Source organism: Janibacter sp. CX7 (assembly GCF_024362365.1).
In the GTDB taxonomy this organism is placed as follows: Bacteria; Actinomycetota; Actinomycetes; order Actinomycetales; family Dermatophilaceae; genus Janibacter.
Window position 1 is genome coordinate 1,853,512 of sequence record NZ_CP101464.1, and the last position, 15,963, is coordinate 1,869,474.

10 protein-coding genes and 3 rRNA genes are annotated in these 15,963 nt (G+C 66.8%); all 13 read right to left on the reverse strand.

Translation table 11 applies throughout. The features are described 5' to 3' along the window. Nucleotides 1–5 precede the first annotated feature (5 nt). Nucleotides 6–986: a copper transporter gene (locus NMQ01_RS09040; RefSeq protein WP_255183618.1), complete on the reverse strand. Its 981-nt coding sequence runs from the start codon at nt 984–986 to the stop codon at nt 6–8. Further along, entirely contained in the window at nt 983–2,164 is a 1,182-nt protein-coding gene (steA, locus tag NMQ01_RS09045; RefSeq protein ID WP_255183619.1) for a putative cytokinetic ring protein SteA, read from the reverse strand. Before steA ends, NMQ01_RS09040 begins: the two co-directional genes overlap by 4 nt. 31 nt (nt 2,165–2,195) lie before the next feature. Then, the gene (gene recN, locus NMQ01_RS09050) at nt 2,196–3,926 is read right to left on the reverse strand and encodes a DNA repair protein RecN (protein ID WP_255183620.1); all 1,731 of its coding nucleotides are present in this window, start codon (nt 3,924–3,926) and stop codon (nt 2,196–2,198) included. A 1-nt stretch (nt 3,927) separates the two neighbouring features. Beyond that, on the reverse strand, nt 3,928–4,836 hold the full coding sequence (locus tag NMQ01_RS09055) for an NAD kinase (protein WP_255183621.1): 909 nt from the start codon (nt 4,834–4,836) through the stop codon (nt 3,928–3,930). Further along, a complete protein-coding gene (locus tag NMQ01_RS09060; protein ID WP_255183622.1) occupies nt 4,833–5,639 on the reverse strand; it encodes a TlyA family RNA methyltransferase in 807 nt (268 codons plus the stop codon). Before NMQ01_RS09060 ends, NMQ01_RS09055 begins: the two co-directional genes overlap by 4 nt. A gap of 3 nt (nt 5,640–5,642) precedes the next feature. Further along, on the reverse strand, nt 5,643–5,870 hold the full coding sequence (locus NMQ01_RS09065) for a hypothetical protein (protein ID WP_255183623.1): 228 nt from the start codon (nt 5,868–5,870) through the stop codon (nt 5,643–5,645). Further along, nucleotides 5,863–6,414, reverse strand: coding sequence for a hypothetical protein (locus NMQ01_RS09070; RefSeq protein ID WP_255183624.1), 552 nt, complete (start codon nt 6,412–6,414; stop codon nt 5,863–5,865). Before NMQ01_RS09070 ends, NMQ01_RS09065 begins: the two co-directional genes overlap by 8 nt. Nucleotides 6,415–6,443: 29 nt before the next feature. Beyond that, on the reverse strand, nt 6,444–7,433 hold the full coding sequence (locus NMQ01_RS09075) for an HAD-IIA family hydrolase (protein WP_255183625.1): 990 nt from the start codon (nt 7,431–7,433) through the stop codon (nt 6,444–6,446). Then, nucleotides 7,430–8,473, reverse strand: a complete 1,044-nt coding sequence (locus NMQ01_RS09080) for a lipopolysaccharide assembly protein LapB (protein ID WP_255183626.1) — start codon at nt 8,471–8,473, stop codon at nt 7,430–7,432. Before NMQ01_RS09080 ends, NMQ01_RS09075 begins: the two co-directional genes overlap by 4 nt. 191 nt (nt 8,474–8,664) lie before the next feature. Further along, nucleotides 8,665–8,781, reverse strand: a 5S ribosomal RNA gene (rrf, locus tag NMQ01_RS09085). A gap of 105 nt (nt 8,782–8,886) precedes the next feature. Then, a 23S ribosomal RNA gene (locus NMQ01_RS09090) occupies nt 8,887–11,999 on the reverse strand. A gap of 384 nt (nt 12,000–12,383) precedes the next feature. Further along, a 16S ribosomal RNA gene (locus NMQ01_RS09095) occupies nt 12,384–13,905 on the reverse strand. The 16S, 23S and 5S rRNA genes sit together here, the layout of an rRNA operon. A 640-nt stretch (nt 13,906–14,545) precedes the next feature. Next, nucleotides 14,546–15,817, reverse strand: a complete 1,272-nt coding sequence (gene tyrS / locus NMQ01_RS09100) for a tyrosine--tRNA ligase (protein ID WP_255183627.1) — start codon at nt 15,815–15,817, stop codon at nt 14,546–14,548. Between the last annotated feature and the right edge of the window lie 146 nt (nt 15,818–15,963).

Below are 15,963 nucleotides of genomic sequence, written 5' to 3' on the forward strand. Positions count from 1 at the left end.
GCTGCTCACGGTGCCTGCGGCACGGGGGCATCAGCACCGGCACCGAGCCCGTAGTGGCCGGAGCGGCCGTCGAGTCGCTCGTCGAGGGCCAGGACGATCGCGGCGCGGCCCATCGGGATCTCGGGGTCGTCGACCGTGGAGAGCCCCTTCGCGAGGCTGCCCGGGGTGCGGGCGACCGTCACCGGCGAGGCATCGGCGGTCCCCTGCTCCGCCTCCTGCGCGGCGAGCACGGCCCCGTCGGCGTGGGTGTCGACGACGTGGCTCAGGGCGACCCAGGTCGCGGCGGTGCGCTCGGCACCCCGGTCGACGGAGTCGGTGGCGGTGGCCGACGTCGCAGCGACGGGACCCCCGACGATGACGACGACATCAGCGGCGGCGGGCGCATCGCGCGGCCCGTCGACGAGCCCGGCGTCGCGCAGCCGCGTCCAGGCGGAGCCGCGCGGGGTGCGGTCGACGCGCGTGGCGTCCCCGGGCTCTCGGGCGCCCGTGAGGACGACGGCGAGTGCCTGGTCGATCGGCTGGGCACCGTCGGGAACGGTCGAGGTGACCCCGAGCTCGCCCAGTGCGTCGTCGCCCACGGCGTCACGCTCGCGGCTCGCCGTGGCGTCGGCGTCGGCCCAGTCGGCCGTGACCTCGACGGTGTCGGCGACGCTGGCCCCGGCCTGCTCGAGCACCGATCGGGCCGCGGCGACGTCGTCGTCGGAGGCCTCCGGCAGGGCGACGACCGTCGCGGTGTCGTCGGAGAGGCGGCTCCCGACGACCTGCGGCAGGGTCTGCTCGTCATAGGCGTCGCGCCCCTCTATGGCCTGCCGGTCCTCGTTGGCCTGCCGGCGCAGGTCCTCCTTCTCCTGCCGCAGCTTGGTGACCTCGCCCGAGAGCGTGCTGCCGATGTTGTCGTTGAGCGGCCCGGCCCCCAGCACGATCCCGATCGACAGCGCGATGAGCACGGCCGCGAGGGAGACGAGGTGGTACCTGAAGTCGATCACGTGAGCAGTCCTTCGACGAAGGCCCACAGGTCGTCCCAGCGGGCCCCGAGCAGCTGCAGGGTGGCCTGCCCTGTCGGGGTCGACCACAGGGCGACGAAGAGGGCGAGGAGACAGACGAGGCCCAGGCCGACCAGCGACCACGAGGAGATGCGGGTCCGGTAGAGCCGGCTGACCCCCTTCGCGTCGATGAGCTTGCTGCCGACCCGCAGCCGGGTGAGAAAGGTGCTCGACATGCCCGCCCGCCCCTTGTCGAGGAACTCGACGAGCGTCGCGTGCGTGCCGACGGCGACGATGAGGTCCGCGCCCTTGTCGTCGGCGAGGAGCATGGCGATGTCCTCGCTCGTGCCGGTGGCCGGGAAGACCACGGGGGTGACACCGAGGGACTCGACCCGGGCGACGCCGGGCGCCTCGCCGCTGCGGTAGGCGTGCACGACGACCTCGGCACCACTCGTCAGGACCCGGTCGGAGACGGAGTCCATGTCGCCGACGATGAGGTCGGGCCGGTGGCCGGCCTCGACGAGCGCGTCCGCTCCCCCGTCGACCCCGATGAGCACTGGCTTGTACTCGCGGATGTAGTGGCGAAGGGCGGCGAGGTCCTCCTTGTAGTGGTAGCCGCGCACGACGATGAGCGCGTGCCGGCCCTGCAGGTCGGTCGCGATGTCGGGCACGCCGACCCCGTCGAAGAGCAGGTCCCGCTCCTGGCTCAGGTAGGTCATCGTGTTGGCCGCGAAGGCCTCGAGCTGGGTCCCCAGGCCCGCCCGGGCCGACTCCATCGCGGCGTGCAGCTGCGGCAGCTCCCAGCGGGTGCCGTCGAGCGACTCCTTCGCCAGGTGGAGGGAGTCGCCGTCGACGCTCGCGGGCTGGCCGTCCTTGAGCCGGCCGAGCAGCTCGTCGTCGTCGACGTCGATCAGCGGGATCCCGGCACCGACGATGATCTCCGGCCCGACATTGGGATAGCGGCCGCTGATCGAGGCGCCGGCGTTGACGACGGCGGCGGGCCGGCAGGCGACGAGCGCCTCCCCGCTCACCCGGTCGATGTCCGTGTGGTCGATGACGGCGATGTCGCCGGGCTGCAGCCGCTTGGTGAGGTTCTTGGTGCGTCGATCGACCCGCACGCGGCCGCGCACGCCGGGCAGCGCCGGCTCGCGGGACGTGTCGCGGGTCAGTCGAAGGGCCATCCGGTGCATCGTCCCACGAAGCCGTGGCGGATCAGCGGCGGCACTGCTCGAGCAGCTCCTGCGCGTGGCGCAGGCCGACGCTCGAGTCGTCGCCGCCCATCATCCGCGACAGCTCGCCGAGGCGCTCGTCGCCCTCGACGAGCCGGACACCGCTCGCGGTCACCTGGTCGCCGTGCGCCTTGTGCACGACGAGGTGGCGGTCGGCGTGGGCGGCGACCTGGGCGAGGTGGGTGACGACGATGACCTGGCTCGTGCGGGCCAGCGCGGCGAGGCGGGCACCGACGTCGAGCGCGGCACGACCACCGACTCCGGCGTCGACCTCGTCGAAGACGAAGGTGGGCACCTGGCTGCCCGTCGACCCCGCGGTGGCGACCTCGATGGCGAGCATGATCCGGCTGAGCTCACCGCCGGAGGCGGCCTTGGCCACCGAGCGCGGGGGCTCGCCACGGTTGGCCGCGACGCGAACCTCGACGACGTCCGCTCCGTCCGGTCCGACCCGCAGACTGGCGCCGTCGGACGCGACCTCTGCCGCCGACTCGTCGGTGCGCGGCTCGACGGCCACCTCGACGCGGGCCTTGGCCATCCCCAGGTGCGAGAGCTCCTCCTCGACGGCGGACGCCAGTCGCGCAGCGGCCGCGGTCCGGGCCGCGGTGAGCCGCGTGGCCGCTGCCGCGAGCTCCTGCTCCGCGGCCTCGGCCTGCGCGGTCAGCTGCTCGATCCGTTCGTCGGCACCGAGCAGGCCCAGCAGTCGCTCGCGCGAGCTGTCGCGGTGCCGCAGCACGGCCTCGATGTCCTCGCCGTAGCGCCGGGTCAGCTCGTGGAGCGCGGCACGACGCTCCTCGACGGCTCCGAGGCGGGCGGGGTCGGCCTCGATGTCGGCGGTGTAGCCCGACAGCTCGGTCGCGAGCTCGGCGGCCAGCACGCCCACCTCGGCGAGCCGGCGACGCAGGTCGGCCAGCTGCGGGTCGTGGCCGACGAGCCGCTCGAGCTCGTCGCCCGCCCGGGCGACCCGGCCGACGACGTCGTCGCCGTCGAAGCTGTCGGGATCGGAGAGCAGCCGGTGGGCGGTGTCGGCGCCGGTGCGCAGCTCCTCCGCGTGCCCGAGGCGCTCGGCCTCCTGCGCCAGCTGCACGTCCTCGCCGGGCTGCGGCTCGACGGCGTCGATCTGCTCGAGCTGGTGGGTGAGCAGCTCGACCTCCTGCAGTCGCGAGCGCTCGCCCTCGACGAGGCGAGCCAGCTCCCCCTTCGTCTCCTGCCAGGCGCGGTGCGCCCGGGCGACCTCCTCCGCGGGGCCGGCCACCTCGTCTCCACCGAAGGCGTCGAGCAGGGCCCGGTGCTGGGAGGGGCGCTTGAGGCGCCACTGGTCGGCCTGGCCGTGCACGGCCACCAGACCCTCGCCGAGGTCGGTCAGGGTGCCCACCGGCGCCCGCCGACCGCCGACGTGGGCGCGGCTGCGGCCGCTCGCGGACACGGTGCGTGAGAGCAGCAGCTCGGGCTCGTCGGCGATGCCGCCGACCTCGGCGGCGACGTTCCGGGCGGGGTGGTCGTCGGCGAGCTCGAGCTCGGCCTCGACGAGAGCATCGTCCCGGCCGGAGCGCACGAGCGAGGCGTCGGCGCGGCCACCGAGCACGAGGCCCAGCCCGGTGACGACCATCGTCTTGCCGGCGCCGGTCTCGCCGGTGACGACGGTCAGCCCGGGGTCGAGGGTGAGGGTGGCGTCCTCGATGACGCCGAGGTCGCGGATGCGCAGCTCTCGCAGCACGTCAGGCTCCCGGCCGGGTGCGGCCGCGCCACCCGTGGACGGACAGGTCGAACTTCGCGACGAGGCGGTCGGTGAAGGGTGAGCTGCTCAGCCGGGCCAGACGCACCGGCTCGGGCGAGCGGGAGACCTCGATGCGGGCTCCTGGGGGCAGGTCGACGGCGCGGCGGCCGTCGCACCACAGCACTCCGTGGCCCTCGGTGCCGGGGACGAGGTCGACGGCCATCGCGGAGGTCGGCGCGACGACGAGCGGTCGGGCGAAGAGCGCGTGCGCGCTGATCGGCACGACGAGCATCGCCTCGACGCCGGGCCACACGACGGGGCCCCCGGCGGAGAAGGCATAGGCGGTCGAGCCGGTCGGCGTCGCCATGACGACACCGTCGCAGCCCCACGTGGACAGGGGACGTCCGTCGATCTCGACGGTGAGCACGAGCATCCGCTCGCGCGAGGCCTTCTCGACCGTCACCTCGTTGAGCGCCCAGCTGCGGGCGATCTCCTGCCCGTCGAGGGTGGCGACGACGTCGAGAGCCATGCGCTCCTCGACCTCGTAGCGGCGCTCGACGATGTGCTCGACGGTCGCGTCGACGTCCTCCCGCTCGGCCTCCGCGAGGAAGCCGACGTGGCCGAGGTTGACCCCGAGCAGGGGGACGCCGCTGCCGCGGGCTGCCTCGGCGCCGCGCAGGATCGTGCCGTCGCCGCCGAGGACGACGACGAGCTCGACGCCCTCTGCGGGGTCGTCACCGTCGTGGACGACGACGACAGGGTGCTGGCCCAGGACGCTCTCGCCGAGCTCACCCGCGGGCAGACGCACCTCGATGCCCGCCTGGGCGAGCTTGTCCGCGACACCCATGGCGACCTCGAGGGCCTCGGGCCGGCTCGGGTGAGCCATGAGCAGCACGCGCCGCGGGGTCATCGGTCCTCCTCCTGCACCAGGTCGTGGGTGATCCGGGTCTGAGCCTGCCATGCCAGACCGACACCGGTGCGACGGGTCAGGTGCACGAGGTACTCGTGGTTGCCCTCTCCCCCGCGCAGCGGGCTGCGCGTGATCCCGAGGACCGACAGCCCGACCTCGGCGGCGCGCTCGAGCACGCCGGTGATCGCATCCGCGCGGGCGGCCGGGTCGGTCACCACGCCTCGCCTGCCGAGCCGGGCCCGCCCCACCTCGAACTGCGGCTTGACGAGCAGCACCGCCTCGCCGTCGTCCGTGAGCAGGCCGGCGATCTCCTCGAGCACCAGGCGAAGGGAGATGAAGCTCAGGTCACCCACGGCCAGCTGCACCGAACCGCCGATGTCTGCCGGGGCCAGCCCCCGGATCGTCGTGCCGCTCAGGTCGTCGACGCGGTGGTCGGCGACGAGCTCGGGGGCGAGCTGGTCGTGACCGACGTCGAGGGCCACGACGTGCTCGGCCCCGTGCTCGAGCAGGACCTGGGTGAAGCCTCCGGTGCACGCACCGATGTCGATGCAGCGGCGTCCTGAGACCGCGACGTCGAAGGCTTCCAGGGCCCCGAGCAGCTTGCCGGCCGCACGCCCGACCCAGTGGTCGGCGCCGGTCGTCACCTCGACGAGGGTGTCGGGGCCCACCTGCTGCGAGGTCTTCGTCGCGGTCGCGCCTGCGATGCGCACCTCTCCCGCCTCGACGAGCTCACGCGCCCGCGTACGGCTGCGGGCGAGCCCGCGCTCGACGAGCGCCACGTCGAGCCGGCTGGTCTCGGGCACCCGTCAGGTCCCGAGGTCCGACAGCCGCGACGTCAGGGTGGCGTGCACGGACTCGCCGGCGGTCAGGACGGCGTCGAGGTCGTCGGGGTCGACGGCGGAGAGGTCACGAAGGGCGGCATCGACGACGAGGTCATCGGTCGCGGGCGTGCCCTCGGGCATGGGCTCGGGCGCCTTGGGCGCGAGGTCACCGGGGCTGGGGACCGGTGGCGTGGGCGTGGCCTGCTCAGGCATCGGGCAGCACCGCCAGGGTCTGCGGAGCCGGGAATGCGGGCTGGCTCGACGCCGCCTTCTTGGCCGTCGTCTTCCTCGGGGCGGCCTTCTTCGTGGCGGCCTTCTTCGTGGCAGCCTTCGTCGTGGCGCTGCCCGCGGTCGCCTTCTTCGCGGGCGCCTTCTTGGCGGTGGACTTCTTCGCGGTGGACTTCTTCGCGGTGGTCGGCCTGGCCTGTGCCTTCTTCGCGGGCGCCTTCGTGGCCCGCGCCCTCTTCGCCGGCGCCTTCGCGGTGGTCGGCTTGGCCGTCGCCTTCTTGGCCGGCGCCACAGGCACGGTCGAGACCTCGTCGAGCGCCGAACGCTCCCGCAACGCGGTGCTCAGCGCGTCGAGGTCGCCCTCCTCCTCCGCAGGCCACGCGTGCGCGTCGTCGCTCTGCTCGCGCACCGGCGGCACGGCACCCGCGACGAGCAGGGTGTCGACCAGTCGGACGACCTCGAGCGCTCGGTCCAGGGTCGTCTCGGTCGTCTTCAGGCCCAGATGGATCAGTCCACGTACGGGGTCCACGTCACTCCTCGGGTCGGGGTCGTCCCACGCTACCGGCTGGTCATGGTGCGCCCCGCCTGCCCCGCGTCGAGCAGGCCGCCGTCGACGGCGGCCCACAGGGCGTCGAGCGCAGCCCGGTCGGCGTCGATCCCTACGCCGTGGACCTCGAGTCGCCCGTCGACCACCCGAGCCCGGCCGTCGCCCCGCAGGCACCAAGCGCCCTCGGTCTGCGCCGACGGGTAGGGCTGCAGCAGACCGCGCAGGTCCGCGATGACATACCTCGGACGCCGCTCCACCGGCGCAGCCGCTGCATCCGCCAGACCGTGGACACCGGTGAGCACGAGCACGCCGGGCATCCCCGTCGCCACGGCTCCCTCGATGTCGGTCTCGAGCCGGTCCCCCACGGCCAGCACCCGGTCGGGGCTCGCCCCGAGCGCGCTCGCCGCGAGCCGGTACATCGGGGGGTGCGGCTTGCCGATGACCTCGGGGGCGACGTCGACGCACGAACGCACGGCCGCCACGAGTGCGCCGTTGCCGGGGGCCGGACCCCGGTCGGTCGGCAGCGTGCGGTCGGTGTTGGTCGCCACCCACGCGGCGCCGGCCCGCACCGCGTGCGCGGCCTCCGCGAGGTCTGTCGCGGTGACATGAGGTCCGTAGCCCTGGAGCACCGCTGCGGGCTCCCCCTTCGTCACCGGGGTCAGTCCCACAGCACGAAGGGAGGCACTCACCCCCTCGCCACCGATCGCCATGACCTCGGCGCCAGCGGGCAGCCGCGCCGCGAGCTCACGGGCAGCCGCCAGCGAGCTCGTGAGGACGTGGTCGTCCTCGACGACGACCCCGCGCGCGCGAAGGTGCTCCCCGACAGCGGCCGGGGTGCGCGAGGCATTGTTCGTCGCGAAGAGGACCGGGATCGACAGCGCGTTGAGCACGTCGACGGCGTGGTCGATGGCCGTTGGGCCGGCGACGACCACACCGTCGATGTCGCAGACCAGGGCGTCGTGGGCCCCGGCGAGCGTGTCAGGTGAAGGGGGTGTCGTCACTCGTCGGCGGCCGGGTCGGCACCCTCACCGGGCACGTCGTCGACGACCTCGTGCAGGCTCACCCCGTCGAGCTCCTCGACGCGCTCAATGGCATCGGTCTCGCCGTCCTGGTCCGCGACGGCGGCCTTGGCGAACCATGCCCGGGCGTCATCCGTGCGGTCGACCTCGAGCAGTGCGTCGGCGTAGGCATACCAGACACGCGCCGCCCACGGCTTGTTCTTGACCTTGTCGACCTGGCCCTGCAGCGCGAGCACTGCGGCCTGGGGCTGACCCATGTCGCGACGGATCCCGGACCCGACGATCAGCAGCTCGACCTGCTCCTCCTGGCCGAGCTGACGGGCCTCGGGCGAGCCCAGCAGCTCCAGCGCCCGGGCCGGGCGGCCGAGGCCACGCTCGCAGTCGACCATGAGCGGGAGCAGGTGGGAGGAGCCGCTGAGTCGCCGCACGGTCCGGAACTCGGTGAGGGCCCGGGCGTAGTCGCCCATCCGGTAGGCCACGAAACCGAGGGCCTCGCGGGCGGCCGGCACGCGACCGGCACGACGTACGGCCGTCTCCGCGTGGGCGAGGGCACCGTCAAGATCTTCAGCCTCGAGCAGGGCGGCGACCATGACGAGGTGCTGGGCGACGCCGTCGGCATTTTCCTTGCTCAGGGTGCGCAGCTGCTGCCGTACGCTCCGGTCGAGCTCCGCGCCGGTGACGTCCGGTGCGATCGCCGGCTCCGGCTTGCGGCCCTCCTTGGGGACGAGCCGCGAGCCGCTGCGGCTCTCGGCGTCCGCGTCACGCGAGGCCCCACCGCGCTCCGGACGGCCTCCTCGCTCGGGACGACCCTGACGATCGGATCGGTCGAAGCGGTCCCCGCGGTCGGGACGGCCACCCCGCTGCGGACGGCCCGACGACCCGTCCCGGTCCGGGCGACCGCCAGATCGCCCACGACCACCGGAACCGCCGCGACCACCGCCCGAACCGCCCCGGGGACCCTGGCCCCCGCGACCGGCAGCGCCTCCACGCCCACGATCCGGCCTGCTCGACCTCTCGTCCACGACATCAACCTCTCTTGACCTGTTGCCTCGGATCAGACTCTCCCGACCCGGGCTCTCAACGCAACACCACCGACGATTCTTCCCCGTCAGCGGATCCCGGTTCGCACCGGCTGCACCTGCACCTGGAACGCCTGGTCCGGGAATGCAAGAAGCCCCCCAGCGAGTCGCTGGGGGGCTTCTTGTGAATGTTTGTCCGGCTGCGTCCTACTCTCCCACACCGTCACCAGTGCAGTACCATCGGCGCTGAAGGGCTTAGCTTCCGGGTTCGGAATGGGACCGGGCGTTTCCCCTTCGCTATGACAGCCGAAACTCTATGGAAATACAGTGGACGTGCATTGTGTCCCGACCGTATCTCGGGAACTGCACAGTGGACGCGAACATCGTTCTTTTTTACGCAACACGAAGGTTGTGTGTGTATCAAGTTATCGGCTTATTAGTACCAGTCAGCTACATGCATTGCTGCACTTCCACATCTGGCCTATCAACCCAGTCGTCTACTGGGAGCCTCTCGGAGCTAAGCTCCATGGAAACCTCATCTTGAGACATGCTTCCCGCTTAGATGCTTTCAGCGGTTATCACTCCCGAACGTAGCTAATGAGCGGTGCCCTTGGCAGAACAACTCACACACCAGAGGTTCGTCCAACCCGGTCCTCTCGTACTAAGGTCAGCCTCTCTCAAGTTTCCTACGCGCACAGCGGATAGGGACCGAACTGTCTCACGACGTTCTAAACCCAGCTCGCGTGCCGCTTTAATGGGCGAACAGCCCAACCCTTGGGAGCTACTCCACCCCCAGGATGCGACGAGCCGACATCGAGGTGCCAAACCATCCCGTCGATATGGACTCTTGGGGAAGATCAGCCTGTTATCCCCGGGGTACCTTTTATCCGTTGAGCGACGGCGCTTCCACAAGCCACCGTCGGGTCACTAGTTCCGACTTTCGTCCCTGCTCGACATGTCTGTCTCGCAGTCAAGCTCCCTTGTACACTTGCACTCGCCACCTGATTGCCAACCAGGCTGAGGGAACCTTTGAGCGCCTCCGTTACATTTTAGGAGGCAACCGCCCCAGTTAAACTACCCACCAGGCAATGTCCCTGATCCGGATCACGGACCGAGGTTAGATAACCAGAACGACCAGAGTGGTATTTCAACGATGACTCCACACACACTGGCGTGCATGCTTCACAGTCTCCCACCTATCCTACACAAGCCGTCCCGATCACCAATACCAAGCTATAGTGAAGGTCCCGGGGTCTTTCCGTCCTGCTGCGCGTAACGAGCATCTTTACTCGTAGTGCAATTTCGCCGAGTTCGCGGTTGAGACAGTGGAGAAGTCGTTACGCCATTCGTGCAGGTCGGAACTTACCCGACAAGGAATTTCGCTACCTTAGGATGGTTATAGTTACCACCGCCGTTTACTGGGGCTTAAATTCTCAGCTTCGCCCACAAGGGGCTAACCGGTCCTCTTAACCTTCCAGCACCGGGCAGGCGTCAGTCCGTATACATCGTCTTGCGACTTCGCACGGACCTGTGTTTTTAGTAAACAGTCGCTTCTCCCTGGTCTCTGCGGCCCTTTCCCCTAGCCCGTAAAGAGCTTCAGGGTCCGGGCCCCCTTCTCCCGAAGTTACGGGGGCATTTTGCCGAATTCCTTAACCACGATTCACTCGATCGCCTTGGTATTCTCTACCTAACCACCTGAGTCGGTTTGGGGTACGGGCGGCTCGAACCTCGCTAGAGGATTTTCTCGGCAGCATAGGATCACCCTGCTTCCCTCAAAAGAGGTCACCATCAGGTCTCAGGAACATGCCAGGCGGATTTGCCTACCTGACTCCCTACACCCTTGGACGTGGACAACCATCGCCACGCGGAGGCTACCTTCCTGCGTCTCCCCATCACTTGACTACTACCAGCTCGGGTCACGCGTTCCACTCACCAGCGCAACCCCGAAGGGTCACTAACGATGAGCTTCAGGCGCTTAGCATCACTGGATTCATCATGGGCGGTTCTTCGCCGGTTCCGGAATATCAACCGGATGTCCATCGACTACGCCTGTCGGCCTTGCCTTAGGTCCCGACTTACCCAGGGCAGATTAGCTTGACCCTGGAACCCTTGGTTATTCGGCGGACGGGTTTCTCACCCGTCATTCGCTACTCATGCCTGCATTCTCACTCGTGTGGCATCCACGACTGGATCACTCCGCCGCTTCACTCGCCACACGACGCTCCCCTACCCATCAACACGCCTGGACACCACAAGGGTGCCGAGCAGTGTGTCAATGCCACAGCTTCGGTGGTGTGCTTGAGCCCCGCTACATTGTCGGCGCGGAATCACTTGACCAGTGAGCTATTACGCACTCTTTAAAGGGTGGCTGCTTCTAAGCCAACCTCCTGGTTGTCACGGCAACTCCACATCCTTTTCCACTTAGCACACGCTTAGGGACCTTAGCTGGTGATCTGGGCTGTTTCCCTCTCGACTACGGAGCTTATCCCCCGCAGTCTCACTGCCACGCTCTCACTTACCGGCATTCGGAGTTTGGCTAACGTCAGTAACCTGGTGAGGCCCATTAGCTATCCAGTAGCTCTACCTCCGGTAAGAAACACGTGACGCTGCACCTAAATGCATTTCGGGGAGAACCAGCTATCACGGAGTTTGATTGGCCTTTCACCCCTACCCACAGCTCATCCCCTCAGTTTTCAACCTAAGTGGGTTCGGTCCTCCACGACGTCTTACCGTCGCTTCAACCTGGCCATGGGTAGATCACTCCGCTTCGGGTCTAGACCCAGCGACTGAACGCCCTATTCGGACTCGCTTTCGCTACGGCTTCCCCACACGGGTTAACCTCGCCACTGAGCACTAACTCGCAGGCTCATTCTTCAAAAGGCACGCCGTCACCCCACAAGGAGGCTCCGACGGATTGTAAGCGCACGGTTTCAGGATCTATTTCACTCCCCTCCCGGGGTACTTTTCACCTTTCCCTCACGGTACTTGTCCGCTATCGGTCACCAGGGAATATTTAGGCTTAACGGGTGGTCCCGCCAGATTCACACGGGATTTCTCGGGCCCCGTGCTACTTGGGAAAAATCATCCGGAGTCCACACCATTTCGTCTACGGGGGTCGCACCCTCTGTGCCGAGCCATTCAAGACTCTTCGACTATGACATGAATTTCTTACTCCAGCCCAGAATGTCAGTCCTGAGACAGAAAATCCCACAACCCCGAACCTGCAACGCCTGACAGCTATCACACAAGCTCGGTTTGGCCTCATCCGCTTTCGCTCGCCACTACTCACGGAATCACTATTGTTTTCTCTTCCTGCGGGTACTGAGATGTTTCACTTCCCCGCGTTCCCTCTACCTGCCCTATATATTCAGACAGGAGTGACTGGACTTGCCTCCAGCCGGGTTTCCCCATTCGGAAATCCTCGGATCAAAGTCTGGTTATCGACTCCCCGAGGCTTATCGCAGATTCCTACGTCCTTCTTCGGTTCCTGGTGCCAAGGCATCCACCGTGCGCCCTTAAAAACTTGAGCCACAAAGATAAAGATGCTCGCGTCCACTGTGTAGTTCTCAACATACGGGCGGCAACCCCACCAGATGATCACACCCACACCCACAACGAGCGCGGTATACGACCAGGCAAGGCCCACAACCCAACCCCAACAACCGTAATCATCGGGGTCGTGGTCCATGAAGCTTCACTCGCGTGAACCCTCAGGACCCAACAACGTGCCAGACACCCACCCAGGCAGCTCATGCGTTCCACTGTCACCACTCCAACAAGAGCAGGTGATCGGTACTAACAACAGCCACACCAGGCAAGCGTCAAATAATCGATGTTCCACCCGAGCACCTACTGCCAGACACTCGCCGGCAGCTAGGCTCTGGACCACCAAACGGTGGCCAGTGCTCCTTAGAAAGGAGGTGATCCAGCCGCACCTTCCGGTACGGCTACCTTGTTACGACTTAGTCCCAATCGCCAGTCCCACCTTCGACGGCTCCCCCACAAGGGTTGGGCCACCGGCTTCGGGTGTTACCGACTTTCGTGACTTGACGGGCGGTGTGTACAAGGCCCGGGAACGTATTCACCGCAGCGTTGCTGATCTGCGATTACTAGCGACTCCGACTTCATGGGGTCGAGTTGCAGACCCCAATCCGAACTGAGACCGGTTTTTTGGGATTCGCTCCACCTTGCGGTATCGCAGCCCTTTGTACCGGCCATTGTAGCATGCGTGAAGCCCAAGACATAAGGGGCATGATGATTTGACGTCATCCCCACCTTCCTCCGAGTTGACCCCGGCAGTCTTCCATGAGTCCCCACCATGACGTGCTGGCAACATAGAACGAGGGTTGCGCTCGTTGCGGGACTTAACCCAACATCTCACGACACGAGCTGACGACAACCATGCACCACCTGTATACCGACCCAAAGGGGGCAACCATCTCTGGAAGTTTCCGGTATATGTCAAGCCTTGGTAAGGTTCTTCGCGTTGCATCGAATTAATCCGCATGCTCCGCCGCTTGTGCGGGCCCCCGTCAATTCCTTTGAGTTTTAGCCTTGCGGCCGTACTCCCCAGGCGGGGCGCTTAATGCGTTAGCTGCGGCACGGAACTCGTGGAATGAGTCCCACACCTAGCGCCCAACGTTTACGGCATGGACTACCAGGGTATCTAATCCTGTTCGCTCCCCATGCTTTCGCTTCTCAGCGTCAGTAGTGGCCCAGAGACCTGCCTTCGCCATCGGTGTTCCTCCTGATATCTGCGCATTTCACCGCTACACCAGGAATTCCAGTCTCCCCTACCACACTCTAGTCTGCCCGTACCCACTGCAAGTCCGGGGTTGAGCCCCGGATTTTCACAGCAGACGCGACAAACCGCCTACAAGCTCTTTACGCCCAATAATTCCGGACAACGCTCGCACCCTACGTATTACCGCGGCTGCTGGCACGTAGTTAGCCGGTGCTTCTTCTGCAGGTACCGTCACTTTCGCTTCTTCCCTGCTGAAAGAGGTTTACAACCCGAAGGCCGTCATCCCTCACGCGGCGTCGCTGCATCAGGCTTTCGCCCATTGTGCAATATTCCCCACTGCTGCCTCCCGTAGGAGTCTGGGCCGTGTCTCAGTCCCAGTGTGGCCGGTCGCCCTCTCAGGCCGGCTACCCGTCGTCGCCTTGGTGAGCCATTACCTCACCAACAAGCTGATAGGCCGCGAGCCCATCCCAAACCGAAAAACTTTCCAGACCATAACCATGCGGCTTGATCTCGTATCCAGTATTAGACGCCGTTTCCAGCGCTTATTCCAGAGTCTGGGGCAGGTTGCTCACGTGTTACTCACCCGTTCGCCACTGATCCACTCCAGCAAGCTGGAGCTTCACCGTTCGACTTGCATGTGTTAAGCACGCCGCCAGCGTTCGTCCTGAGCCAGGATCAAACTCTCCGTTGATGATTAAAAACCCCAACACCCACCGAAGCGAGCATCAGAGCCAATCAGTAACCCAACAAAGGGCTGAACCATGACTGAGCAAGAACAACCAGCGCAATCGCTGAGTTCATTCATTGTCAACCAAAGGAAAAAATTCATCCGACCAATCACACCCAACCCCACGAACGCAGGACCAGGCACAACCAGCCAAGACGAGGTATTGGCATCGATTTTTGACACGCTGTTGAGTTCTCAAGATTCACACGCACACCCATCACCACCCACCGTCTCCGGCCAGATGCTTCAAGGGGCAACTTCTTCAACTTACTACTGTGATTGCTACAGGGTCAAACTCGCTCGTCCTGGTGGATCGAAAGGGGTTTGTCGCCTGCGGCGATCTCCCACTCTAGCAGGTGACCTGCTCGCTTCCAACTCGCTTCCCGCGGCAGCGAAGTGCCTGTGGAACTCTCACTGGGAGTGGGTGTCAACTCGTGGGACCGGCCTGCTTGGTGCAACCCTGCAAGGGCTGCCGCGTGGTGTCCGTTCCTCCCTCTCGGGCTGACATCGAGAACATTAGGTCACGGATCTCCACTTCACCAAATCGGGGTCGGATCCCCCGAGAATCCGGGCGATCCGACCCCGTCGGACGTGGTGGTGCGGCTCAGCTCTGGCGTGCGGCGGCGAGGTTCTTGCGCCCCCGACGGAGCACGGCAACCCGACCGTGGAGGTAGTCCCCGGGACCGAGCGCGAGCTGCTCGTCGGAGATCTTGGTGCCGTTGATCGAGACCGCGCCGTCCGCGATGGCTCGCCGAGCCGCCTTCTTGGAGTCGACCAGCCCCGTCGCGACCAGGGCCTCGAGCAACCCGGTGCCTGCCGGCACGTCAGCTCCAGGCAGCTCGGCGGTGGCGTCGACGAGGGTGCTGGCATCAAGCGCGGTGAGATCGCCCTTGCCGAAGAGCGCCTCGGACGCCGCCTGGACGGACGCCGTCGCTTCCTCCCCGTGCACGAGGGAGGTCATGTCCGCAGCCAGCGCCCGCTGCGCTGCACGACGGTAGGGCTCGTCGGCCACGAGCCGCTCGAGCTCGTCGATCTCCTCGCGACTGCGGTCGGTGAAGACCTTGAGCAGCTTGACCACCGAGGCGTCCTCGACGTTGAGGAAGTACTGGTAGAAGGCGTACGGACTCGTCATGTCCGCCGACAGCCAGATGGCATTGCCCTCCGACTTCCCGTACTTCACCCCGTGGGAGTCCGTGAGCAGGGGCGAGGTCAGCGCATGCACCGAGGCCCCCTCGGTCCGGTGGATGAGGTCGACACCCGCGGTGAGGTTGCCCCACTGGTCGGACCCACCGAGCTGGAGGGTGCATCCGTGGAGCCGGTAGAGCTCGAGGTAGTCGAGCGCCTGGAGCAACTGGTAGCTGAACTCCGTGTAGGAGATGCCCTCCTGGCTCTCGAGCCGGGCCGAGATCGCGTCCTTGCGGATCATCTGGTTGACCCGGAAGTGCTTGCCGATGTCGCGCAGGAAGTCGAGCGCGGTCATCGGTGCGGTCCAGTCGAGGTTGTCGACGAGGATCGCCGGGTGCGCGACGCCGCTGCTCCCGTCGAAGTCGAGGAAGGGCCGCACGAGCTCCTTGATCCGGGAGACGTTGTGCGCCGTGTGCTCCTTGGTCCGCAGCTGGCGCTCGCTCGTCGGCTTGGGGTCACCGATGAGCCCGGTGGACCCGCCGACGAGGCAGATCACCTTGTGGCCGGCCTGCTGGAGCCGTCGCAGGGCGACGAGCTGGACGAAGTTGCCGAAGTGCAGTGAGGGGGCCGTCGGGTCGAAGCCGCAATACACCGTGATCGGTCCGTCGGCGAGGGCCTGTCGCAGCGCGCTCTCGTCGGTGGTCTGCGCCACCGCTCCGCGCCACTGCAGCTCGTCGAGGATGTCGGTCACGGTCGTCTCGGTCCTTCCGGGAGGTACGGGGCCCGCGGTCACGGGCCCCGTCACAGCCTGCCACGGACGCACCGGTCCCCCGGCAGGCGCACCGGTCCCGACCACCCCCGATCCGCCATGTGGAACACCCGGTGACATCTCCCCCC